This window comes from Coleofasciculus sp. F4-SAH-05, assembly GCF_040222985.1.
Classification (GTDB): Bacteria; Cyanobacteriota; Cyanobacteriia; order Cyanobacteriales; family Coleofasciculaceae; genus Coleofasciculus; species Coleofasciculus chthonoplastes.
The window spans coordinates 1-25,073 of record NZ_JAVKBY010000153.1 but is presented as its reverse complement, the minus strand read 5'-3'; the positions used below and the strand labels follow the sequence as shown (position 1 = coordinate 25,073).

General features: G+C 46.3%; 12 protein-coding genes and 2 pseudogenes. 9 read left to right on the top strand and 5 right to left on the bottom strand.

Annotated features, from left to right (window positions below; translation table 11 throughout):
- Positions 1–30 precede the first annotated feature (30 nt).
- From RIG27_RS18445 to RIG27_RS18435, 3 genes are all read left to right on the top strand, one after another.
- Positions 31–1,602: an NAD(P)H-quinone oxidoreductase subunit N gene (locus RIG27_RS18445; protein ID WP_446347530.1), complete on the top strand. Its 1,572-nt coding sequence runs from the start codon at positions 31–33 to the stop codon at positions 1,600–1,602.
- Positions 1,603–1,707: 105 nt separating this feature from the next.
- Complete coding sequence (locus RIG27_RS18440) at positions 1,708–2,154, top strand: DUF29 domain-containing protein (protein ID WP_446347528.1); 447 nt, start codon at positions 1,708–1,710, stop codon at positions 2,152–2,154.
- A 94-nt stretch (positions 2,155–2,248) separates the two neighbouring features.
- Positions 2,249–3,013, top strand: coding sequence for a Uma2 family endonuclease (locus tag RIG27_RS18435; protein WP_446347526.1), 765 nt, complete (start codon positions 2,249–2,251; stop codon positions 3,011–3,013).
- 12 nt (positions 3,014–3,025) lie between these two features.
- Here the strand turns inward: RIG27_RS18435 and RIG27_RS18430 are convergent, their stop codons facing one another.
- Positions 3,026–5,518: a YcaO-like family protein gene (locus RIG27_RS18430; RefSeq protein ID WP_446347524.1), complete on the bottom strand. Its 2,493-nt coding sequence runs from the start codon at positions 5,516–5,518 to the stop codon at positions 3,026–3,028.
- Positions 5,519–5,984: 466 nt separating this feature from the next.
- On the opposite strand from RIG27_RS18430, the pseudogene RIG27_RS18425 reads away from it, so the two are divergent.
- From RIG27_RS18425 to RIG27_RS18400, 6 genes and pseudogenes are all read left to right on the top strand, one after another.
- Positions 5,985–6,962: pseudogene (locus RIG27_RS18425) on the top strand (YcaO-like family protein); the annotation flags it as partial.
- Between the two features lie 9 nt (positions 6,963–6,971).
- Positions 6,972–8,057, top strand: coding sequence for an amidohydrolase family protein (locus RIG27_RS18420; RefSeq protein WP_446347522.1), 1,086 nt, complete (start codon positions 6,972–6,974; stop codon positions 8,055–8,057).
- A 26-nt stretch (positions 8,058–8,083) separates the two neighbouring features.
- Positions 8,084–13,675: an AAA family ATPase gene (locus RIG27_RS18415; RefSeq protein ID WP_446347520.1), complete on the top strand. Its 5,592-nt coding sequence runs from the start codon at positions 8,084–8,086 to the stop codon at positions 13,673–13,675.
- Positions 13,676–13,966: 291 nt separating this feature from the next.
- Positions 13,967–14,362 carry a response regulator gene (locus RIG27_RS18410; RefSeq protein ID WP_446347518.1) on the top strand — a complete coding sequence of 132 codons (396 nt, stop codon included), beginning with the start codon at positions 13,967–13,969 and terminating at the stop codon, positions 14,360–14,362.
- Positions 14,359–14,739, top strand: a pseudogene (locus RIG27_RS18405) (response regulator); the annotation flags it as partial. The gene RIG27_RS18410 and the pseudogene RIG27_RS18405, both read left to right, overlap by 4 nt.
- A gap of 4 nt (positions 14,740–14,743) precedes the next feature.
- The gene (locus tag RIG27_RS18400; protein WP_446347555.1) at positions 14,744–15,280 is read left to right on the top strand and encodes an adenylate/guanylate cyclase domain-containing protein; all 537 of its coding nucleotides are present in this window, start codon (positions 14,744–14,746) and stop codon (positions 15,278–15,280) included.
- A 496-nt stretch (positions 15,281–15,776) separates the two neighbouring features.
- On the opposite strand, the gene RIG27_RS18395 is transcribed toward RIG27_RS18400, so the two are convergent.
- The 4 genes from RIG27_RS18395 to RIG27_RS18380 form a co-directional block, all read right to left on the bottom strand.
- Positions 15,777–16,403 carry a hypothetical protein gene (locus RIG27_RS18395; protein WP_446341277.1) on the bottom strand — a complete coding sequence of 209 codons (627 nt, stop codon included), beginning with the start codon at positions 16,401–16,403 and terminating at the stop codon, positions 15,777–15,779.
- 12 nt (positions 16,404–16,415) lie between these two features.
- Positions 16,416–18,965: a ShlB/FhaC/HecB family hemolysin secretion/activation protein gene (locus tag RIG27_RS18390; RefSeq protein ID WP_446347553.1), complete on the bottom strand. Its 2,550-nt coding sequence runs from the start codon at positions 18,963–18,965 to the stop codon at positions 16,416–16,418.
- A gap of 312 nt (positions 18,966–19,277) precedes the next feature.
- Positions 19,278–21,932, bottom strand: coding sequence for a family 10 glycosylhydrolase (locus RIG27_RS18385; RefSeq protein WP_446347516.1), 2,655 nt, complete (start codon positions 21,930–21,932; stop codon positions 19,278–19,280).
- An 85-nt stretch (positions 21,933–22,017) separates the two neighbouring features.
- Entirely contained in the window at positions 22,018–24,672 is a 2,655-nt protein-coding gene (locus RIG27_RS18380; RefSeq protein WP_446347514.1) for a DEAD/DEAH box helicase, read from the bottom strand.
- Between the last annotated feature and the right edge of the window lie 401 nt (positions 24,673–25,073).

Genomic DNA, 25,073 nt, shown 5'->3' with positions numbered 1-25,073 from the left:
CTCTGGATAGGACCCTAACCATAGACCATAATGGATTTTGCTACTATTGTTGCCCAGCTTAACGCTGGACTGATTCTGCCAGAGGGAATCGTCGTGATTACCCTGTTACTGGTTTTAGGCATTGATCTGATTGCGGGTAAACGTTCTGCTAATACCCTGCCTTACGTCGCCATTGGTGGACTACTGGTTTCCATAGTCGCCCTGTACTATCGCTGGGATGTTGCCCAACCCCTGGCTTTCTTTGGCGGGTTTAATGGGGATGCCATGAGTATCGCCTTTCGCGGTATCATCGCTTTATCGACGGCGGTAACCATTTTGCTGTCGATTCGCTATGTGCAGCAGTCGGGTACCTCGTTAGCTGAGTTTATCGGCATTTTACTCACCGCTACCTTGGGGGCGATGTGCCTCAGTGGTGCGAATGAACTGGTTACCATCTTTATTTCCCTAGAAACGCTGAGTATCTCGTCGTACTTGTTGACGGGATACATGAAGCGTGATCCCCGTTCCAATGAAGCGGCGCTGAAATACCTACTGATTGGGGCGTCGAGTTCGGCGGTGTTTCTGTATGGCGTGTCGTTGCTGTACGGCTTGTCTGGCGGCGAAACTACCTTAAATGGAATCGCCACCGGGATTGCTAGTTTAGAATCTACCCCATCCTTGGGTATTTTAATTGCTTTGGTGTTTGCGATCGCGGGAATTGCCTTTAAAATTTCTGCGGTTCCGTTTCACCAGTGGACTCCTGACGTATACGAAGGTTCTCCAACTCCCGTTGTCGCCTTCTTGTCTGTCGGGTCTAAAGCCGCCGGCTTCGCCCTCGCCATTCGCTTACTGGTAACCGCGTTTCCTCTGGTTAGCGAACAATGGCACTTTGTCTTCACCGCCCTGGCTATCTTAAGTTTGGTGTTAGGGAATGTGGTAGCCCTCACCCAAACCAGCATGAAACGCCTACTTGCCTATTCATCCATTGCCCAAGCTGGCTTTGTCATGATTGGCTTAATTGCGGGAACGGATGCAGGCTACGCCAGTATGATTTTCTATCTGCTGGTTTATTTGTTCATGAACCTGGGTGGTTTTGCTTGTGTAATTCTATTTACCCTGCGAACCGGTACGGATCAAATCAGCGAATATGCGGGATTATATCAGAAAGATCCCCTGCTGACATTGGGACTCAGTATTTGTTTACTGTCTTTAGGCGGAATTCCTCCTTTAGCGGGATTCTTCGGTAAAATTTACCTGTTTTGGGCAGGTTGGCAAGCCGGATTGTATGGCTTAGTTTTGCTCGGTCTAATCGCCACTGTGGTTTCCATTTACTACTACATCCGCGTCCTCAAAATGATGGTGGTTAAAGAACCCCAAGAAATGTCCGACGCGGTGAAAAATTATCCGGAAATCCGCTGGAATTTACCCGGAATGCGTCCTTTACAAGTGGGTTTAGTTCTTTCTGTCGTCGTTACTTCTCTGGCGGGAATTTTGTCGAATCCCCTATTTACTTTTGCCAATAATTCAGTGACAAATACGTCCATGCTGCACTCTTCGGTGATCCAAGTTCAATCTCACACCCAACCGATTGCATCTATTGACGCCAATTTATCGCGAGATTAATCAGATACCCGACTTCTTGAAGAAGTCGGGTATCTAGTGCAGCGACAGAGAATTCTTACTTATATTAATATTAAAGATGAGATCAAGTGATAGGAGAAGAAGCCTATGTCCAAAACGCCATATAAAACAGACTATTATCAATGGATTAAAGAAACAGTCAACCAATTACAAGACCGTAATTTTAATGCGGTTGATTGGGATAATTTGATTGCAGAATTAGAAAGCATGGGAAAAAGTGAGAGACGGGCTGTATTAAGTCTTTTAACCAGTTTACTAGAACATCTGTTGAAATTATCCTATTGGCAAGCCGAAAAAGAGTATTCAGGAAATCATTGGGCGGCTGAAATTGTTAATTTTCGCGCTCAAATTCAACAGCGTTTAGAAGATAGTCCCAGCTTAAAAGCTGAACTTGAAGCGATGTATGCCAAGGCATATCCTGTGGCGATTAAGTCGGTTTCTAAGCTATTTTCACTGCCAAAGGATGCTCATATTTCCCTAGAACAAGCCCTGGATGAAGATTGGTTTGTTGTTGATGAAGCTGGCGAATCTTGAGTTGAGTTTACAATCGGGTTAACTAGAGCGCCGATCCACTAATTGAGGCTTAGTCGCGCTATGATGAAATCCAAACAGTCGTATTGGTGCTGTCATGACGTTTAGCAAAATCTCCACGTCGCTTCCTGACCATACCCAACTTCCCTGCGAAGACGGTACTTTTGTGAAGAATTTTCAAGAACATCCTCAAAGCATTCTGCTTACCGATTCAATTCTGCCCATTCTTAATCGCCGTCATCCCGACGGACAGTATTGCATTGGTCAAGATAGTGGGATATATTGGCGCATCACTGACTCTCCCCTCAATGGTGCGGAAGCTCCTGACTGGTTTTACGTGCCGAATGTACCCCCAGATTTGGACGGACAAATAAGACGCTCTTACGTGCTATGGCAAGAACAGGTTTCCCCACAAATTGTCTTGGAATTTGTGTCGGGAAATGGCTCTGAGGAACGAGATAAAACCCCCTGGGAAGGAAAATTTTGGATTTACGAAACAATCATTCAACCAACGTATTACGGCATTTATGAAGTCCAACGAGAGCGGGTAGAGGTGTATCGTTTGGTGGAAAACCGTTACCAACTCATGTCTGTGAATGAGCGCGATCGCTTTGCGATTGAAGAGTTGGGGGTAGAGTTGGGAATTTGGCAAGGACGATATCAGAATATGGAGTTACCTTGGTTGCGCTGGTGGGATAGTCAGGGTAATTTATTGCTAACTGGGGAAGAACGAGCAGAACGGGAACGAGAACGAGCTGAGAGAGAGCAACAGAGAGCCGATCGCGCCGAGTTGGAGTTACAGGCTTTGCGCGATCGCCTGAGAGCGATGAATATCGATCCTGATGTCAATAATGATGATTAAAGATTCACACAGTTAGCCAGCTCCTATTTCTCTGGCTGCTTTTGCCCACATTAACGCCACTTCTAAACAGGATGTATTGAGAAAGCCTCGCTCAAATAGCCAATCCTCGAAGGGGATAGGAGGAATTCGAGAATTTGTGGCTTCTAAGTGATCCAATAGCAAATTCTTGAGGGTTTGACCGTGTAAAATAGGAGCATTCAGATCGATCTGGGAAAACTGGAGCAATTGCTGTTGTTGAATAGCGATATCCCTCCATTCGGTGTAACGATTCAGAAGACGCAACTCATCCAATAGTCCTTTAACATTGCGTTGATAGGCTTGACGGTTTAAAAACCATCGGTGCAGGCGACGGCAAATTGCTATTTCCTGCATTAGATCTTCAAACTCATTTAAGGTCAAATCGTTGTTCTCAAGCCATTGGTCGAGCTCTATATCTGGTTCTAAATTGTGTTTGAAGCAGAACCGTTTTTTTTCTTGCTCAATCTCGGTTGACTCAACAGTTATGTTCAGATGGGCAGCAAGTACCTGAGCCATCATACGGTTGAGACTATTAAAATTAAGTTCTTCAAAGTCAACAGCTTGGAGAGCAACGCATTCGGCAATTCGTCGTAAGGAGATTTTGGTATTGTTATATTGCACCTGACGATCGCACTCCTGCAAAGCGCCAAAAACATGGGTCTCAGCCACCTCGAAATCGCTCTCAACGTTTACGCGATCGCTCACAGAGTTAGAATCGGAATGGTTTGAATGAATGGTAAAGCGATCCCGCAGGGTTTTCAGCAATAAGATAGTATCCTGACGTTTTAAATCCACGTAATTTTTATCGATGAAGGTTTTGAGCAGATCTATCGATGCTGCCGAGATACCTGCAGATTCGGCTTGATGGAAGATCGCGGCAAAGGTGCGATCGGGAAAATAGATAGATTTAGCCAGTTTAATCAGTTGAAAATACAGTTCCCGACTCAGCACACCCTGCTCAAGAGCCAGTTTAAACGTTGCCCTGACATTCACCATTGGTTCAGAAAGGGGTTGATATGCAACTTCAGCCGAACCATGAACCAATGCCACCTCATCATCATCGATCAGTTCTCCACTGGCATAACTTTGATAAATTTGTCCGACACCCACCATTCCAAATCTATTAGTTTCGGCTGCTCGTAAAGCACCCATACTACTTGCGCCATAAACGGCTATTCCTTGGCTAAGAGCATATAAAATTTCTTTGTGCCAGGTGGGAGGGCAGTTGAGAAAGGCTCCATCAATTAGCACAATGACATCAGGTTGATGAATGTGTATGGCTGAGATCAAGTCTGACTGGTTTGCCGGAGGCAAATAGACTGCATTCAGAATAGACTGGGCTTCTTGGACAGGAAGAGATGGACCAAAAAAAACAACGATCGCTTGTTGACGCCCGACACGTTTTAACTTAGCCAAAATCAGGGCAATGTCTTGTTCAAAGGTATCAGTTGCTTCCGAAGCATGGTGACTAGCATCTACAGTAGGGGGATAGGATTCGATCCAGTTAATTTCGCGACTCGCATCTCGATGCCAAAAGCTGCTGTAGTAAGTGGGAAAAAAGTCATCTCTGGTGCCGGCAATAGCAGCAGCCCGCGTTTGAGCGGCTTCGGTGAGGGCGCGGAGCATAGCGATTTCGGGATCGAGATGGGCACCATAGCCGTGACCTGTGGAGATGGGTTCGTGGGTGGGGGCGTAGCAGTAAGCTTCGTAGACCGGAATAGCAGTGTCAATCGTACAGTCAAATAATAAAGGAGTCAGACCCGCAGCACGGAATTTCCCTAACAAATCTTGCACCAGTGAAGAGGAGATAGTTGTTAAATCAACCTTGGGCTTGGGATAGCCGATCTTCATTTGTGCAAAATTACAACAAGTTGTCGCATCCCGCTCTACCAGTTCATATAGACCAGCAGCAATGGACTCAAGCAAATGATTGCCGGAAGCAAGACCATTAGAACTCATCTCAAAAGAGAGCAAATGAGACCAATTGCGTTGACGCAATCGATAATCCAAAATAACGGCTTCCCAGGGAATGGCGACTTCATGTCCCTGTTGTAAGTCCCAACCTAAGCACCACCATTCGGGGGTATCGACGTGGAACAGCGAGTATTGAGAAATTGGTAAATCTTGCAGGGGAATGCAAGAATATTGATTAACCAATTCACCATAGGGCAAGGGAAAACAATTTAGTTTAACCGTTTCAGCACAATAAAATTCTAAAGCTTCCATTGCTGCTGAAGTTAAAGCAGCCTCCAAGGTTATCCCTTTGCCACCGCTAACGGTCAACGTAAAGCTATTGGGACGAATCGCTTGAGTCACCGGAATCCCGATGCGATCGAGATGGGTGATATTGCTCAAACGGGTGATTCCACATTGCTGAAAATACCGCTGTATCTTGTTTAACGTTTTTTCTGGTGAGGTGGTACGATGGGTTCCTTGCCAGAACTGTTTGGTGGCAGTGAAAGGTTGGCCGTCGATCAAAATTGTCATTTGCCAGAGGGACAAAGGTGAAGGTGACTAAAAACTTTGTTTAGCAAGGGATACAGTGCAACAAACGAGAAAAAGTAAAGATTTACAGCGGTTTTCAAGTTGATAGACTACAGTAGCAGCAGTGAGTAAAACAACTCTGATAGGGTGACAAGCAAGCTTTGGGCTATCTGAAATCAAGCTTACCCCATTGAGTTGAAAATAGCTTAGGAGAAGTCGCCGAACCAATGTTGATGAATTTTCCCAAAGTCTTCCCACTTGTTTGTAATCGAAAAACCATTGTCAGGTAGTCTGAAGTGGAGAAAGGCAATAAAAGGGGATTGGCGATCGCGTCCCTGGCGGAACGTCTCCTTATCCTCATGGTAATATAATTACACTGCTTGGGGCGATAAAATTTGACGGTGTCATTGCTACTATGACAGTAAATGGTGGTATTGTTGTCAAGCATTTGGGTGTTCATAAACTGCAATTACATTTTAGTCAAGCACAGTATGATAGTCGTCAGGATTGGAATGCTAAGACTAAAGCTTTAATGCGGAAAGTCCCAGAGCCTTTCGATGAGACCGAAGAAATTGATTGGACGCCTGTTTGGTCTCTAACTGACCAAGACTGGAAGTATTTACCCACAGCCTATTGCTATTTTAATTACCCAAAATCATCAAAGCCTTACTGTTGGGCTGATTCTAATGGTTGTGCGTCAGGTAATTCTTTGGAAGAGGCAATTCTTCACGGTTTTATGGAACTAGTTGAGCGCGATAGCATCGCCCTTTGGTGGTATAACCGCCTGAGCAAGCCAACGGTAGATTTGGATAGTTTTGATGAGCCATATTTTCAAGGGTTGCAAGAGTACCATCAAAAGCTTCAACGTAAACTTTGGGTTTTGGATATAACCAGTGATTTGAATATACCAACCTTTGCCGCCATCAGCCAGAGAACAGATCGAGAAATAGAAGATATCGTGCTGGGTTTTGGTTCACATTTCGATGCAAAAATTGCGGTTTCGAGAGCTTTGACTGAAGCCAACCAGATCCTTCCATCGGTTTTGCATTTGGCTGCAGATGGCAGTACTCTCTATTCTCCCTCAATTAATCCAGTTGCTGTAGATTGCTGGAAAACGGCAACAGCAGAGAATCAACCCTATCTGGTACCCGACCGAAGTGCCGTAGCCAAAAGATATTCTGATTATCCTCAAGTTTGGAGTAACAACTTGCTTGATGACATCATGGCCTGTCAGCAGATTGTTGAGAATAAAGGAATGAAAATGCTTGTTCTCGATCAAACTCGTCCTGACATCGGTTTGAGGGTGGTCAGAGTGATCGTTCCGGGAATGCGCCATTATTGGAAAAGACTAGGCTCTGGCAGACTCTATGATGTTCCCGTACAAATGAATTGGCTACCAGCCCCACTGGAAGAAAGTCAGCTAAACCCGATTTCTATGTGGATGTGATTGACTCTTATGCTAAAAGAATATCGAATCGTTGATGCTGATTGTCATGTCATGGAACCCATTGACATGTGGAGAGAATACCTGGAACCGGCTTTCAAAGATTATGCCCCTTCAAAGGGATATAAAGTCTGCAATGAGGACATTAATTATAAATTCTCGTCACAGTTTCGAGCGGAGGCGACCTCATTTTATCAGCAAAATCATCTTAGAGCCGTGCTCGGCAGCTTCAATGCTGAGACGCAAGTTAGGAAGGTCCAACAACTGGGAATAGATATTGCATTTCTCTATCCAACCTATGGTCTGTGGCTATTTTCCATCGATACCATGCCCTGGCAACTGGCTGGAGCTTTTGTGCGGGCATATAACAATTGGCTGCGAGATTATTGCAACTACAATCCGCAGATTTTGAAAGGGGTAGGAGCCATTAACCTACACAATCCCCAAGAGATGGTCTCGGAACTGCACCGCATTGTTGAATTTGGCTGGAGAGCTGTTTTCCTGCGCCCCAATCCCGTGAAGGGAAGGTTGCTGAGTGATCCAGCCTACGAACCATTTTGGAGCGAGTGCGAACGCCTGGAACTGTCTGTTGGCATTCATGAAGGAACCCATAGTCGCTTGCCCACAGCAGGAGCTGATCGGTTTGAGACACGGTTTGCGTTACATGCCTGCTCTCATCCCATGGAGCAGATGATGGCGATGCTTGCCTTAATTGAGGGGGGAGTCTTGGAGCGACATCCTAACCTTCGGATTGGATTTTTAGAAGCGGGTTGTGGCTGGCTTCCTTCCTGGCTATGGCGACTTGATGAAGAATATGCAAAACTCGCTTGGGAAGTTGAAGAGAATGTCAAGATGAAGCCTTCAGAGTATTTTCGCCGACAATGTTTTATCGGGGTCGAGCCAGGAGAACCCGGGTTGGAACAGGTGATTGAGTTTCTTGGTTCAGACGACAATCTAATCTTTGGTTCCGACTATCCTCATACGGACTATAAGCCAGATAGTGTTGAGGCCGCGATCGCCTTGGCAGATCGAGTGCCGGAGAAGACTGTACGGAAGCTACTATGGGATAATCCTGCCTGTTTTTATCGGCTGGAATAGAGCATTAGCAATAAGTTGGAGGGATCGTGGATATCTTAGATTATCAGGTGAGAGAAACTGTTTATGAAAGTGCCAACTCCCTAATCTACCGCGCCTACTGCAAGCTGGAAAACCATGGCGTAATGCTTAAAATGCTTAAGCAAGCCTATCAATCTCCCACCAGAATTGCTAAATTACAGCGAGAGTATGAAATCACCAAAAGCCTTAATATATCTGGAATAGTCAATGTTTACGATCTAAGCATTGACCAAAATCGGTGGGTAATGGTCGTAGAGGATTTTGGTGGTGAATCTCTAGCCAAGCTAAACCTGAATGGGCAGTTGGCTTTGGAGCAGTTTCTGACACTTGCGATCAACATCGTAGAGATTCTCGGTCAAGTTCACGAAAATAATATTATACACAAGGATATTAATCCATCCAATATCGTTTGGAATCGCTCTACAGGCGAGATCAAGCTAATTGATTTCGGCATCTCTATCCAACTTGCCCGAGAAAACACCACGTTTCGTAATCCCGATGGGTTGGAAGGGACACTGGCTTATATCTCGCCAGAACAAACCGGGCGGATGAATCGAGCCATCGATTATCGAACTGACTTTTATTCCTTAGGCATAACCTTTTACGAACTGCTGACAGGTCAGTTACCATTCTGGAGTCAAGATGTACTAGAGCTGCTCCACTGTCACATCGCCAAACAACCGGTTCCCCCCCACGAACTCAGGCCAGAGCTTTCCACTCCAATTTCAGATATTGTGCTGAAGCTAATGGCAAAAAATGCGGAAGACCGCTATCAATCGGCTCATGGACTCAAAGCCGATTTGCAAGAATGTCTACAGCAGTGGCAAGCGTCCAACCAGATTGCTCATTTTCTTCTCAGTCAGCAGGATATTTCCAACCAATTCCGGACCTGCCAAAAGCTCTATGGACGACAACGAGAAATTGACACCCTGCTCGCTTCCTTTGAGCGAGTGAGCCAGGGGACCAGTGAGTTGATGCTGGTTAGCGGTTATTCTGGAATCGGCAAGTCTGCCCTGGTTCGAGAAGTTTACAAGCCCATTACCCAGCGACGCGGGTATTTTATTACAGGTAAATTCGATCAGTTTCAAAGAAATATTCCCTATGCTTCACTGGTATCAGCCTTTCGCTCTCTAATCTGTCAACTCTTGACTGAAAGCCAAGCTCAGATAGACATTTGGCGAGAAAAACTGATAGCAGCACTTGCTCCCAACGGTCAGGTCATCGTTGATGTTATTCCTGAAGTGGAGTTGATTATTGGTCCGCAACCTTCTGTACCAGCGTTGGGGCCTGCTGAAGCTCAAAATCGCTTTAACCTGTTCTTTCAACGTTTCATCCAGGTATTTACTCAACCCGAGCATCCTCTGGTCATATTCCTGGATGATTTGCAGTGGGCAGATAGTGCTTCTCTAAAGTTGATTGAATTACTCATGACCACAAAAGGTAGCCATCATCTGTTGCTCATCGGTGCCTATCGGGATAACGAGGTTAGTGGGACTCACCCATTGATTGTGACCTTAGAGGAGATTAAGAAGGGAGCAGCAAAGGTCGAGCAGATTCTCCTCACGCCCCTGGATTTAACCAATATAAGCCAGTTGACGGCTGATACCCTCAACGGCTCACCAGAACAAGCCAAACCGTTAGCACAACTTCTCCTTACGAAAACCCATGGGAATCCCTTTTTTATCAACGAATTTTTAACATCTCTCTACACAGAAAAATTATTAACCTTCGATCCTTACCAGAACAGCTGGCATTGGAATATAGAGCAAATTCAGGAACGAGATATTACTGACAATGTTGTCGAACTCATGGCAAATCGGTTGTCTAGATTAGGAGAGGATACTCAGAGAACATTGAAGCTTGCTGCTTGTATTGGTAACCAGTTTGAGTTACGAAGCTTAGCAACAATCTGTGAGAAGTCACCTCATGCCACGGCTGCCAGTTTATGGGCTGCTATGAACGAGGGGTTGATCCTACCCTTAGGAGATGCTTACAAACTATTAAATCTAGATCTAGAGGTTGAGGGACTTGCTAATGAAGTAACGGTTGAATACAAGTTTGCTCATGACCGAATTCAACAGGCAGCTTATGGCTTGATTGCAGATATTGAACGGCAAGCTGTGCATCACCACATTGGGCAACTATTGCTAGCCAATACACCTTCTCAGGAGCGAGAGCAGAAAATCTTCGATATTGTCAACCAACTTAACCAGGGACAAGGTTGCCTTACCCATCAGACTGAGCGTGATAAGTTGGCTGAACTCAATTTGCAAGCGGGTCAAAAAGCCAGGGCATCAGCTGCTTACCAAGTCGCATTCAATTACCTGAAAATCGGCATTAAACTTTTAAACCCAGCGGGTGCGACGGATTGCTGGCAGCGTGAGTATGACCTGAGCCTCAATCTTTACTTAGAAGCAGCAGACTTAGCTGGGCTTACCAGTCATGAGCAAGAACTCGATGACTGGACTGAGATTATTTTTCAAAATGCCCATGCCAAGGCAAGCCAGTTGAAAGCCTATGAAATTAAGCTCAGTGCCTACACAACTCAACAAAAACTGCCAGAGACAGCTGAGATTGCATTGCAAATCCTGCAACTATCGGGAATTTCTTTACCCGATGAAATAACGTTGGCAGTTTTGTTTCGTCGTTTGGAAGACGTTAAATCATTGTGGGCTGACAGCAAGATTGAAGATTTAGTCGAACTGCCGGAAATAAAAGATGAGGCACAGTTGGCTACCCTGTCACTTCTCCAAAGGGTAGCTATGGTTGCATCCATTGGTACTTTTCCCGGAGAGATGGATTTTCAGTATTTGATTCTTGAAGTGTTTGACAAGTTGTTACAGTCTGGGAGTGCCGCTTTTTCTAGTATTATTTATATACAGTATGGTGGCATTCTCTGTGCGCGTGTTCATGAGATAGATGCCGGATACCGATTTGGTGAGTTGGGCTTAAAAAGCTTTGAGCGCTTCCAAGATAAACAATATGAAGCCTTTACATTGTATATGTTTAATACATTTATTCGGCATTGGAAGAATCACCTCAGACAATCATTGAACTCATTCATCGACACCTATCATTCTGGGTTGGAAACAGGAGACTTATTTTGGGGGTTGACGTCCTTTGGTATTTATGCACTGCACGCCTTCTGGGTTGGGGAGAATCTAGCAGAAATCGAGCAAAAGATTGTCGAATATCATCAGATTATTAGCAATTTAAAGTACGAGCTTGCGGCTCGTTGGGTTGAGCTAGTCAGGCAGTTATCTTTAAGTTTACTGGGAAAGACAGATGACCCTTGCTATTTGGCTAGCCAGAGCTATGACGAAACATCAATGTTAGCGCATTACTATGCGCTCAATGACAGACCAGCTCTCCATTATTTCTTCTTTAATAAGGCTCATATTTATTATTTATTTAGAAATTACCGAAAAGCAATTGAATGTATTGCTGAGGTGGAAAAGCATTCACGGCATCTTATGATTGGGATGTATACAGTAGTTGTTCACAATTTTTATGATTCCTTAGCCCAATTGGCTATATTTCCTGAAGCTAGGAAACTGGAACAAGAGCATATCATTGAAAAAGTTGCCAAAAATCAAGCAGTAATGAAGAATTGGGCAGATCATGCCCCCATGAATTATCTCCACAAGTTTTATCTGGTTGAAGCAGAGCGTGTTCGCATTTTTGGCAACGATCGCGAAGCCAGAGAACTTTACGATCAAGCAATTAGCCTAGCTCAAGAAAATGAGTACGTTAACGAAGAAGCCCTGGCCTACGAACTGGCAGGGCGGTTCTACCTCTCCAGAAATCAAAAACACCTTGCTCGATATTACCTACAGGATGCTCACTATGCCTACCAGCGTTGGGGGGCTGTTGCTAAAGTTAGAGATCTCGAACAGCAATATCCGCAGTTTTTAGCCAAAGCTAAAACTGATTCTATGCCAACTTACATGAGGGTTTCAACGACCACTAGTTCTGATGAAACTGCATCAGAGGTTTTGGATTTGAACAGTATTCTGAAGGCTTCACAAGCCATTGCCAGCGAGATTGTATTAGATAATTTGCTGGAGAATTTGATGCGGATTGCGATCGAGAATGCGGGAGCACAGAAGGGTTTTCTTCTCCTTTCTGTTTCTGGGGAAACTGAAACACTGGTAATTGAAGCAGAAGGGACAGTAGATTCTGAAACTGTAAAAGTTTTGCAATCTCAGGCAATAGACACCCTGAACTCTGAAACTCACCTGCCGCTACTTTCTACAGCCATTGTTAATTATGTGACTCGTGTTCGCCAAAGTGTTGTCCTCAACGATGCTGTTAGTGAAGGTAAATTTACTCAAGATCCTTATATTAAAGCTGTCCAGCCTAAATCAGTTCTTTGTTCTCCACTACTCAACCAAGGCAAATTGAGTGGCATTTTATATCTTGAAAACAACCTCACTACTGGAGCCTTTACAGAAGATCGTGTGGAACTGCTGCAAACCCTTTCCGCCCAAGCCGCCATCTCCATTGAAAACGCCCGACTTTACCAGCAACTTGAAGACTACAACCGAACCTTGGAGCAAAAGGTAACTGAACGAACCGAGCAATTGCAGCACAAAAATGAAGAACTTAGCCAAACCCTACAAGAACTCAAAACCACACAAAATGAGTTAATTCAATCGGAAAAAATGGCAGCTTTGGGACAACTGGTGGCTGGGATTGCCCATGAAATTAACACCCCCTTGGGGGCAATTCGGGCGGCGATTGGGAATACGGATAAAGCCTTAGAAGCCTCCTTATCTCAACTCCCTCAACTATTGCCCCACCTCAACCCCCAACAGCAAGCAGACTTTTTCCGCTTCATCGAACAAGCTCTGGGTAGTCAACCCCGCCTTAGTACCCGTGAAAAACGCCAAATTAAGCGCACCGTCACCCAACAGCTTCAGGGCCATGATATTGCCAATGCCAAACAACTCGCCCACCTACTGACAGAAGGGGGACTCCATGATAGCTTTGCATCTCAACTGTCATTGCTGCAAACCCCCCAAGTCAACCAAATTGTGCAAATTGCCTACGATATTGCCCGCCTCAACGCCAACAGCCAAACGATTAACAACGCCGTTGAACGAGCGTCGAAAATTGTCTTTGCCCTCAAGAGCTATGCCCGTTCCGATCACCGTGAGGAAAAACAATCATTTCAGATTGTTAACAACATTGAAACTGTCCTGGAACTCTACCACAACTATCTCAAAAAAGGAGTTGAAGTGCGTCGCCACTATCAATCGGTGCCAGAGATTCCTGGCTATCCAGATGAGTTGGTGCAAGTGTGGACAAATTTAATTCACAATGGGATTCAAGCCATGGAGGGTAAAGGTATACTGGAAATCGGCGTGCGCCAGCAAGGGCAAAACATCCTGGTTGAGGTTACCGATTCGGGTTGTGGCATCCCCCCAGACATCCAAGATAAAATCTTTCAACCGTTCTTCACGACTAAAGGGGCTGGGGAAGGGAGCGGTTTAGGTTTGGATATTGTCCAGAAGATTCTCGAAAAACATCAGGGAAGCATAACCTTTGCTTCTGTACTGGGCAAAACGACTTTTACGGTTGCATTGCCCATACAGTAAGTAGGTAGGTGGAGATCGTCATTGGTCATTTGTTATACCCAATCCGAGGAACGCCACCCCTTTTTGGGCAAATTGCCAAAACACTGTAGAGACGTGCCATGGCGCGTCTCTACAATCTAGACATAACCGGGTTATTTATACCGGATAGTATAATGTCCTGACGATTGCCCATCATTGCAATGCTGTAATAGCAATCGTTTCAGGCATTTCTATTCGGGGTGTTTGACCGAACATGATATAACCGACTTAAACAGACTGCACCAGCCTTTCAATTTCCTAACTGATAAAAATATGACTGAAGCCCTAATTCTATGTGTTGATGATGAAAGCGTTATCCTGGAAACCCTCCAGGAGCAAATTAGCCGTCATTTTGGCGCAGAATTTTTGTATGAAGCGGCCGAAAGTTCTGAGGAAGCGCTGGAAATCCTGGAAGAACTCCATCAAGAGGGGGTTAAGATCGTTTTGATTATCTCTGATTGGTTGATGCCCGGTATGCGGGGGGATGAATTTTTAATTTCTGTCCATGATAAATATCCTGATATTACCACGATGATGCTAACCGGACAAGCCGATCAAGCGGCGATCGAGCGAGCCAAGGAAGAAGCAAATCTGTCCCACTGCATTTATAAACCGTGGCGGGAAGAAGAGTTGCTCCAACTCATCACAACAACTTTGGAATCGGAATGAACGAACTAGCCATTCTTCTAGTTGATGATGAACCGATGGTATTGGAAAGCCTTGCTGAAGACTTACTCCGGAACCTGGGTTCAGATTACCAGATTGAAGCCGCTGAAAGTGGTGAAGAGGCTCTGGAAATTCTCGAAGAATTGCAGGTTGAGGGGATAGAAATTGCTGTGGTGATTTCCGATCAAGTCATGCCCGGTATTAAAGGAGACGAACTTCTCTGTCAGATTCATCTTCAGTTTCCACAGGTTTTGAAGATTATGCTGACAGGACAGGCTGAGGCTGATGCGGTTGGGAAGGCGGTGAATTCAGCGAATCTTTACCGCTATATTGCTAAACCCTGGGATGCCATCGATCTGAATCTAACCGTTAAGGAAGCCAGCAATTATTGACAATGGTGGTTTTATTGATAAGTATATTGGCGATGCGATCATGGCTTTGTTTCCTGGAAATGCCGATGACGCGGTGAAGGCTGGGATAGGGATGTTGAAAACCCTGGCTGACTATAACCTAAGCCAAGAACATCGCGATCGCCAGCCCATTGAAATTGGTATTGGCATCAATACCGGAACATTAATGTTGGGAACGGTGGGTGGTTCCTCTCGCATCGACACCACTGTGATTGGTGATGCGGTTAATCTCAGCGCACGCCTAGAGCAGTTGACCAAGGTTTATCAAACGCCGCTGCTGATTTCCGATAACACCTTAGCTTGCCTGAAAGAACCGACGCAGTATGCCCTGCGCTTGATCGATCAAGGACCAGTTCGGGGGAAAACTCAGGCAGTAAGTGTGTTTGAGGTGTTTGAAACCGATCCGACAGACCAAAAGCAAGCCAAGTTGGAAACGAAGCCAATTTTTGAAGCCGCCGTAGTTAACTACTATACCACAGCGATTGAGGCAGCCCAATCCCTAATGGTCTAAATTTTCGATTTTTAGCGTATTCTGACTCTCTCTCATGCTTTTTTCCTCTTAGTCTTTGACTCCATGATTTTACCTTAAAAACGCCCCAAACAATTACTGGGTAAACATTTGGTACTTTCATTTATTTGATTTTATCACTATGAATTTTGTTGAAATATCTGCGGAATGCAGGCTTGATTAAAACAAAAATCAGCAAAAGATTTAAAACTAGGAATCGCTAAAGATTTTTTTCTTTTTTTATATTTTTAGGTATTTCTACTTCTTCTGAACCAATTAATTCTTTTCCTGAATTATCAAACGAGCATGAAAACAAACCAAAAACTATTACAAAACACAGATAAATATATTTTTTTATCATCAGGACAATTACCTCAATGAATTAACATCACTATTGTTTTACTCTTGGCAAGAGGAAGATTAGTTTGTTGTTGATGAAGCTGACGAATCTTGAGTAATCTCATGGTGAGAATGTTCGTAATCATTAAGTATTACACCCTCAAGTAGGGAATGGGGCATTCAAGATAGCAACGAGATGACTAAATATGTCATTGAGATCAGCAGGTAACCGATAAAGGTTGAGGTCTTGTTGAACTTTTTTTTGCTCACGATTCAGTACCCCAAATTGCCAGACATCTCCGGTTGAGACAGCACCATAAAGCAATGGTTCGTTTGAAGTTGTCCATTGGTCAAGGGCGATGAGTTCAACAGCCAGTTGAGTAAAACCTCTGGCGAGGTCAGCATTTTTTGCTTCAATGACTAGAAGATGATACTGAGTATGGAGGTAGTAGTCGAGAGAGCCTTTGAGTTGATCGGAGACGTTAATCGAATACTCAATTCTGAGTTGAGCTTGGGTGTAGTCGATGAGCGCTAAAACAACGGGCGCAATCAGGATTTCTCGACGAGCGGCTTCACTGGTAAGGCTAACATAGGGTAAGCGGCGCTGAATGCTATTCTTAAGTTCAGTTAATTGGTCGAAGTTCGTATTAGACAGGGGTAAGTCAAGACTGATGCGTTGGAGAGAAAAGCCAAATTCAGCTAAGATATCATCTGGCTCATAGTTCATCTCGAAATAATTACGGAAAGTGTAGGACTTTCCGGGTTCAATGATAGGAGATTTAGACATAATGAACTTACCCTAGAAATTGTAATTCACACTAAAATAAAATCCATCATCCTGAGCATTTTCTCCGCGATCATCTAAATCAACCAAGGGCAAGCCATAATCCAGCCGCAGGTTTAAATTGGGTAAGGGTTCCCACAATACACCTAAACCCAACCCCGCAATAAAGGTCTGATCTAGTAATTCATTCGGATTTGTCCCTCGATTCCAAACATAACCGACATCGAAAAACGGCGCTAAAACAAAAGTCGCAATGCCCGATTCATCCCGTTCTAAGGTAATCCGATCTTCTACAGAAATGCGAAATCCATTGTCTCCCGCCCGGACATTTTGCCGATATCCTCGTACCGATTGACCGCCACCAATGACAAATTGTTGGGCAGGTAATAAACTATCAAAGGCTAACTGGAGATCCGCTTGAATAATTAAAAAGTTATCCGGATTGATAATTTGTACTCGCTGGATTTGAGCTAACCAACTGACAAACTGACCATCGGGAAAATCCTGATCAACATCCGAGTTTTCTGTCGCATCAAATAAACCTGTACCAAAACTAAATAGGGAACGGAATGCCCACGCCCCAGAGGTTTGACGTAGGGTATATTCTTGCCCAAACTTAAACACACTGGTGCGACTAACTCCATCTTCATCGGGTCCAAACCCAAACGGTGTTGGTCCAGCAAAGGTAAACGTTTGACCGTCTTGATGGGTAAACCCTAAGGATAAAGCCAATTCTCGACGCGGTGTGCGAATTAAGGGCTGGCGATAGTTAATTTCATAGAGCTCGGATTCTCCTTGGATATCGAGTTCCTGCAAATCTTCTTGAATTACTTCATTCTCATTAAACGATGTTCGCAGTTGCACCGTACCATTCATCGCATTGATTGGCGCACGATAATTAAAATCCCACGTATGGGCACCACCAGCCGTTGTCCGGTTGTATTGTGCCGAAATTTCATCCCCAATCCCGGTTAGATTGAGATAACGGGCATTCGTCGTGAAACGTTCAGCCCCCACACTGGGAGGGGAATAGTTATCAATACCGACACTTCCTTCAAAGGGATCGGCTTCTGATATCCGCACCACGAGAATACTTTGCCCTAGTCCAGTTCCCGCCCTCAAAGAGGCTTCCACATTTTCAAATAACGGATTAACTCGTAACAAGCGCAATTGGTCTTCTAAGGCTCCTGTATTCAGGGGTGTATCCGCCCCCAATCGCACACGCGATCGCACGTAACTGGGATTCAGCCGTCTGGTTCCTTCCACCTGGATCTCTTCCAGACTCCCTTCAATCACCCGAATTTCCACCACATCGGTATCCAGGGTTTCTTCGACCAGAACTGCCCTGGAGGTAATGTAGCCTTGTTCCAGATACAGTTGAGAAATCGTATCCGCTACACTTCTGAGTTCTTCCAGAGTGACAGTATTGCCTTCAATGGGTTCAATAATCGGGTTAAATTCAGCCTCGCCAAAAATCGTACTCCCGGTGACATTAATCTCTTGGACTTGAATCTGCCTCTCTTCCGGCGAGGTGTCATCATTCTGTTTGGTGTTCGCCGCAATCAAACGAATGTCATGGCTACTGGCAACGATTGGCGACTGATTCCGGTTCGGGGAGGATAAAGGTTGCTCAACGACGTTAATCCTGGAAGTGGAGTTAGGTTCCTCTACTTTAATGGATGAGTGTTGTGGGCGTTGCCGAGGGTTAATCGTTTCTGGTGGAGTTGCGGGCAATCGTTCAACCTGCCCAATTACAGACTGAATTGGGGAAACCCGCAGACTCCCGGCTTGCCGATTTTCCGGTTGGAGACGGGCAGGGTGAATCTGAGACGGTGCTAAACTCGCCGCCTGTCGATTTTCCGCTGTTAAGCGAGTGGGATGAATTTGAGTTCCCCGAACAGGGCGGTGATCTGTGGTTGATTCAGAATGACGTGAAGAGTGATTCTCTAAGTTACTCGTAATCACAGGGCTTTCGGGATGATTAGGGTAGGCAACATCTGCCATCCCACCCTGAAGATTAGCCCCCTGGTGACGGAACCCAGAAACGTTGACCCTTGGAAAGACGGTGGGATCATGGGGGGTAGGATTGAATAGATTCCCAGGTACAACAATCGGATCAAAGAGAATCGCTTGCAGCCTATCTATATGTAAAACAATACTTGAGCGTTCTAAACGGGGAGACCTATGTATGCCAGAATCACGAAGCGTGGCGATCGGCAAATGGGTAGGTTTGGGCGGTTGCGGTTTGACCGCTTGGGGTTTGAGATTCGTGGGCTTTCGGGATGTTGATGTAGACGTTGTTGGTTTAACCTTCAACGACTGAGGCTTAGTCGCCGCAGACGGAGTCGGTTTCAGGCGTGAAGCGGGAGACGACTTGACCGATTTACCCTTCACCCTGCCCATCTCGGACGTTTCTCGACTCAGGATTTGACCATCCATCACCCCCTTTGAGGTTGGGTCAGTCAACTTCGACGGTGTTTCACCAAAAGCAATGGTTGCCATACCAATTCCCGTCAGAACTGAAAGCAAACCCACAAAAACATTAAGCTGTAAATACCACTTCATCAAGGTAAAAACTCGACTGTAAACGAGCAAGTACTGCGTGAACCATCAACCTATTGTTGGGAGTATCCCCTAACCCCTTACCGTTATCTCAATAATATGTCCTTTGGGCAAACGACTTGATCGGGAATCTTACCCAGATCTGATGTCGGGGAACAATCAATCTGTGTCCCCAGTTGAGACTGATAGGGTAGACAACTATTCTGAATGCTAATTCTTGCTAGACCCATGGGGAACGCCTTAACTGCCCAAAATAGTTTACCTTACACAAACTACCATGCTCTTAAGCCAAATGTCGGCAATTAGTTTCAGTTATTAACGTTTAATCGCATCTGACGAATGTTCCGGTAAAGTGGTTCGTTCACCATAGTTCAATAGCCGTTCAATTGTTGCCAGCCGATTATCCCACACCTGAACTTGATAAGGGTGGCGAATCCCTTGCTGCTGCATCCATTGGGGGAATTGAGATCGGAACGTGGCGAGGGCGGCTTGGGCGGTTCGCATCAGCGGCGGTGAGGGTGCCATAGCCAGTTGATTGAGCGCCTGATTTAGCTTTTCTGTTTGAGCCACCCATTCAGTAAAGGCGTCTTGATGAATGGCGAGTTGCTCATTCGTGACCAAAAAGTTCCATTCCTGTTGCAGCGCCACAAATCGATCCATGGCAACTTGGAATGGCTTACGGTAAGGAATTGGATCGGTTGAGGTAGATTCCGGTTGACCTTGAGTCTGTTGGAAAATACGATGTAAATTCTCGTTAAGATTCTCAACCGCAAACACAGCATACCCGTTAGCGGGTAAATCCCGCAGCAGTTGGATTTGGTCAACTGCCACAACATCGGGTAAATTTAACAAACGAATCCCTGGAATCAGCAAGACTCGGTTGAGTGTCGATTCCGTGAGTAACGGTTGGGTGAGACTGTGCAACCCTTCGGTATCCAACGCATAAGTCATCGGTACAACCAGATCAATATATCCGTGAAGCGCCCATTCTTCCCAGTTTTGCTGCAACCGTTGCTGACGTTCCGCCGGGGGAAGGGGAAATACGGCAGCGGATAGAATCAAATCCGGACGTTGCGACAACAGACGCGCTGATACCGAGGCGACAAAGCTGTCCACTTGGCGGATACGAAACTCTGTCCATTGCTGCCATAATCTGCGATCGCGAGGATACACCTCAATCGGATCAACCCCGGTTCGTTCCTTAAATTGCTGACGCGCCGCCACCCCATACCCATACGTCTGATTCACTCGCGGATCTTGAAACGGATAGCGAATATAATCCAGTTGAATCCCATCCACATCATAGCGGGTGGCAATTTCCTCCAGCAGCGCCATTAAATACTCCCGTACCTCTGGGTTCGCGGGATCAAAAAATGCCTTTCTGGTATTCGGCGCAAACAAGCGTCCTTGCTGATCAAAAATCGCCCAATCGGGATGCGCCGCTAAAACCGGACCCGGATAATCCAACGGCTGATTTAACAGCGCATTGTGACGCTGATTCGCCGCCGCAAAAATCCACACCCAAGCATGTAACTCCATCCCCCGTTCATGCGCCAACTCCACGGCGGCGTCTAGAGGGTCCCAGCCGCGCACCAGAGGGTTTTGTTCGGGAGCCACCTGACTCGGGTAAATTGGATAACTGGCATTAACAGTTTCAAAGAAAACGGTATTAAATCCTGCCTTTGCCAGGTTATCGAAGAGTTTAACTAAGTCCTGTTTACGCTTTGCCTTGACAATTGTCCCCCGATCTAACCAAATTGCCCGAATTTCTGGTTGGGCAAGTTGACGCTCCATCGGATAATTATCCCAGAGTAGCCGTCGGGCATTAATCCACTGTCGTCGCGCCGCCGTATAGTCCTGTTGCTCAACCGCACCCAGAAAATTTTCTAAGCCAATTCTCGCTTGCGCCAACGCCGAAACCGTGGTTCGATCTGGATGGGAATGCCGTTGATTTCCATGTTCCGATTCCTTGGCACTCATCCCCGCGAAGGACTCAACGCTCTCCTGAGTGAGCAAGCCAACCTCACTGTTATGAGCATCAGCCCTTAATAATGTACTTTCCACCCGACCCATTAAGTTTTCCAACTCCCGACTCATCGCCGTCACCTGATTAGGCGTAAGAGTCCCCCAAGTATTAGCTGGAGTTTGAGCAGGAAGCACCAAGCGATCGCCTTCGCTGGGAACAGGAGTTGGATGAGGTGGGCTGAGGTTAGCTTGGCGTTGTTGATCCCGGCTGATTGGGGATACCGGAGTCGCCGCACAATTGGGTGGGGATGAATTCGGCATCCTTCCCGGCGTCGGCGTAACATTATAATGACTCAGCGCCGCTCGCAGCCAAACCACATCCATCTGGGCGGCGTCTTCCCCATCCACTCCCCAGCGCCAGCCCAAAAAAATCGATTGATCCGTCGTCACCACAGCCGGGGGACTTTCCGGTTGATTCCACACAGCCACCGTTTCAGCATCCAAGCTGGCGGGAATCACCACACCCCCTTGCCGCGTTTCTCCGAATCCCGTATTGGGTATCCAACTTGGGGAAGAAATCGATAATCGTTCCAATCGAGACGGCTGACTCAAACCAAATCCCCAATAGGCACCCAAGAGCGATCGCAAACGATTCCGCACCTCAGGTTGAGATAAAATACCCACAGAACCACTGACAATGACCCGTCCGCCTTGACGCATCCACTCTTGTAGAGTCGCCAGATGTTCGGGTTCTAGGCGTTCAATATTCGGTAAAAAGAGGAGTTGGGGATCTCCGAGATCAGCAATTTGATTAACCCGGCTTAAGTCAACCACACAGTAATCCACACCCGTTGACTGCAAGCGATCGGTAATATCTGACCAATCCGCTTGATTATCCGGACTTTTTACCACCCCTAAGTTGACCGTTTGAGCTAACGCCCTGGGTAATCCTAGCAGGATATTGATTGTTGTCGCGATCGCAATGCCAATCACCCATTTCTTCATAAGCTATCTTGGAAGGGATTTGGAAACCTTGAAGGGGTTTGGGAACCTTGAAGAACCTTGAAGGGGTTTGGTAACCAAACCCCTACTAAACCAATTCATTAACCGGGAAGCGATCCAATAACTGAATGGCTCGAATAGCATTCCGTTTTAAGCCATCCGAGAGGAATGGTACATGAGGAATTTGAGATAGAAAATCGACCGTGCGGCGTAACAATCGCACAATATCCCCTTCATCTAAACTGGTATCTTCACAAAGCTCTGTCCATTCCACACCCAATGCCCATTGCTCAACTAACCCAATTAAATCCCGTTCTAACCAAATCGGCAGAGCCACCTGATAGCGACGTTGGACTCGAAACAACTGATGGCGAGTTTGTCTTAAACTATCTAATGCTTCCAGTACAGGTTCTGAGGGGGGATAATTTGTCCAGCTATCGGGACGCGGGGTTTCCGTAACCAAAGCGCAGGCGCAGGCGGCTAAGTGGTGCGGATCTAAGTGATCAAACACACTAGACATCAACGCTAATCCCAGCCACAGTTCGTTATCCCCGCGAATCGCTGCGGCTGCTTTTCCCAATGATGTCGGCTTGACATCTTCCAGACAACCAAATGCCCTTAAAATTTCGATCAGGTTGAGAAATTCTTGCCAGTGCAGCGCTTGGTTTTCCCGGTACAGGGTTTGACGCTCATTGATTTCCTCTTGTAGGGCTAAACGGCGTTTATGACGCTTAATCAGTTGAGACGGATTCCCCCATTGTCGCACCAGATGATCTTCGAGTTGGGCTTTTACCGCATCCATCCGATGCTGTTGTGCTTCAACTTCAGGTGCTACCATGGGTTCTATATCAGTGGGAATTTGAGCCGCGATCGCTTCCGTGTCTGGTGTACCCCGTCTAGTTTGACCGGGTTTGAGTGTGAGTTCAGCGGGTGGGTTGAGTACCGTTAAATCAATCATCTCTAACCACCCATACACCCCAACCAAATCTGCGGTTGTGGCGATATACCAGCGATTATCGGCACTTAAGCAGACTAAGTAGGGGGATTGTCCCCGCCCTTTTTCCTTCGCGACTAATATCGCCGGAATCGGTTCCGGAACTGGAATATACTTGCCCTTGAGTGAAAGTAGCGTACCCAAGGGCGCTTCGGGGATAATTTGGGCAATTTCCGCCACTTGTGCGGTTTGGGCTTGCCGTTGTAGGGTTTTGAGTAATCGCCGTTCTTCTTTGAGCCGTTCCTTGAGTTTTTCGTATCGCCCCAGGGCGTTTAGGTCAACGGGTGCTAGTTGAATATCTAATTTTGCCAGTTCTGTGGTTAACTCCGTAATTGCTTGTTGCTGGGGTTGGAGGTACAGTGTCGCCAGGTATTGGGCAAAACTGCGTTCCACCAACTCCTTGGCTTCCGGAAGGGTATGGGTTTGGAGTAAATTCAGCACCATACCGTAGTTGGGCGTAAACTGGCTGACTAAGGGGTCAGCCTGACTGGTGGCGAGGTACGCCGCTTCCTTTGCTCCTTCAAACGGCGTCTGTAATGTGACCACATAACCCGTGACATCCATCCCCCGGCGTCCGGCTCGACCTGCCATTTGCAGAAATTCCGATGCTGTCAGCAGTCGGTGTCCGCGATCGGTTCGTTTTGAGAGGGTAGAAATCACGGTGGTGCGAGCGGGCATATTAATTCCCGCCGCTAGAGTTTCAGTGGCAAACACCACCTTAACCAGCCCTAATTGAAACAGTTCTTCTACAAACCCCTTCCAAGCCGGTAAAATCCCCGCATGATGGGCAGCAATGCCGCGATACAGGGGGGCGACTTGCCCCGCCCTACCCGCTTCTGGATTCCGACGTAAAAATTCGTCAATGCGTTTTTTCAATTCAGCCGCTTCTTTGGCATTAACTAGGGACAACTCTCCCAACTCCTCCACCGAGCGATCGCAACCGCGACGAGAGAAAATAAAATAAATCGCGGGTAACATATCCCGTTGCTGGAGTTGCGCCAGCACAAAGGCATTACTGGGGCTTTCTGGGCGTCCCCCCCGTCCTCTCCCTTTGTTGCGTTTCGGTTTTAGACGAGGATTTAACTTCGTTTGGCTAGAGTCCAGCAGAGGAAAAATGCCCTTTGGGTTGGCAAAGCTGAATTGTAAGGGAACCGGTCGAAAGTCGGAATAAATTCGCTCGGTTGCACCATGAACTAAGTTCAACCAGTCCGTTAGTTGATCGGAATTTGCCACCGTAGCGGATAGGGCAACAAGCTGAACTTCTGGAGGACAATAAATAATCGACTCCTCCCAAACCGTACCCCGTTGTCGGTCATTCATATAATGGCACTCATCCAAGACCACCGCTTCCACCCCTTCTAGGGACGTACCAATTTCCCCAATGCGTGTGCCGTAAAGCATATTGCGGAAGATTTCCGTGGTCATCACCAATATTGGCGCGTCCCGATTAATGGAAACATCGCCCGTAACCAGACCCACATTTTCTGCACCAAACGTAGCCCGAAAATCTCGCAGCTTCTGGTTGGAGAGGGCTTTCAAGGGAGTAGTATAAAAAACTCGCCCTCCTCTTGACAAAGCGCGGTAAATAGCATACTCCCCAATCAACGTTTTCCCAGAACCTGTGGGCGCACAGACAACAACCGAGTGATTCGCATTCAGCGCCGCGATCGCTTGGAGCTGAAATTGATCCAGAGGAAACGGAAACAGATTTTTGGGGTCAAGTTCTATCTTCGGGGTCGAAACGTTCACACTCGCTCTTTCCAATAGGTGACGACAGGGGGACGGGACGAAAAACACTGTACCCAACTGAGTTCAGTGTGCAGTAGTTCTATTTTGACATCCTCCTGAATGGATTCCTGACATTGGCATACTAATACGGCTCTGATATAGCGCTAAGTAGGTGGACTTTCATGAAAGTTAACGGTTGAGATTAGGGAACATCCCCCATCTCCCTCATCTCCCCAAGCCCCCGCCCATCCTACTCCCAATTTTAGAGTTAGAAGCTGTTTGCTATTTTCTGGACACATCTAGACATTTCTTCCCGTTTGGGTACTTTTCACGCATAGCTGTAGCCGTCCTTTCGATGAATGGGTTTTTCGACATATTCGAGTTTGATGCCAATCCGTTTTTTGCCAGTTGTCGGATAGATC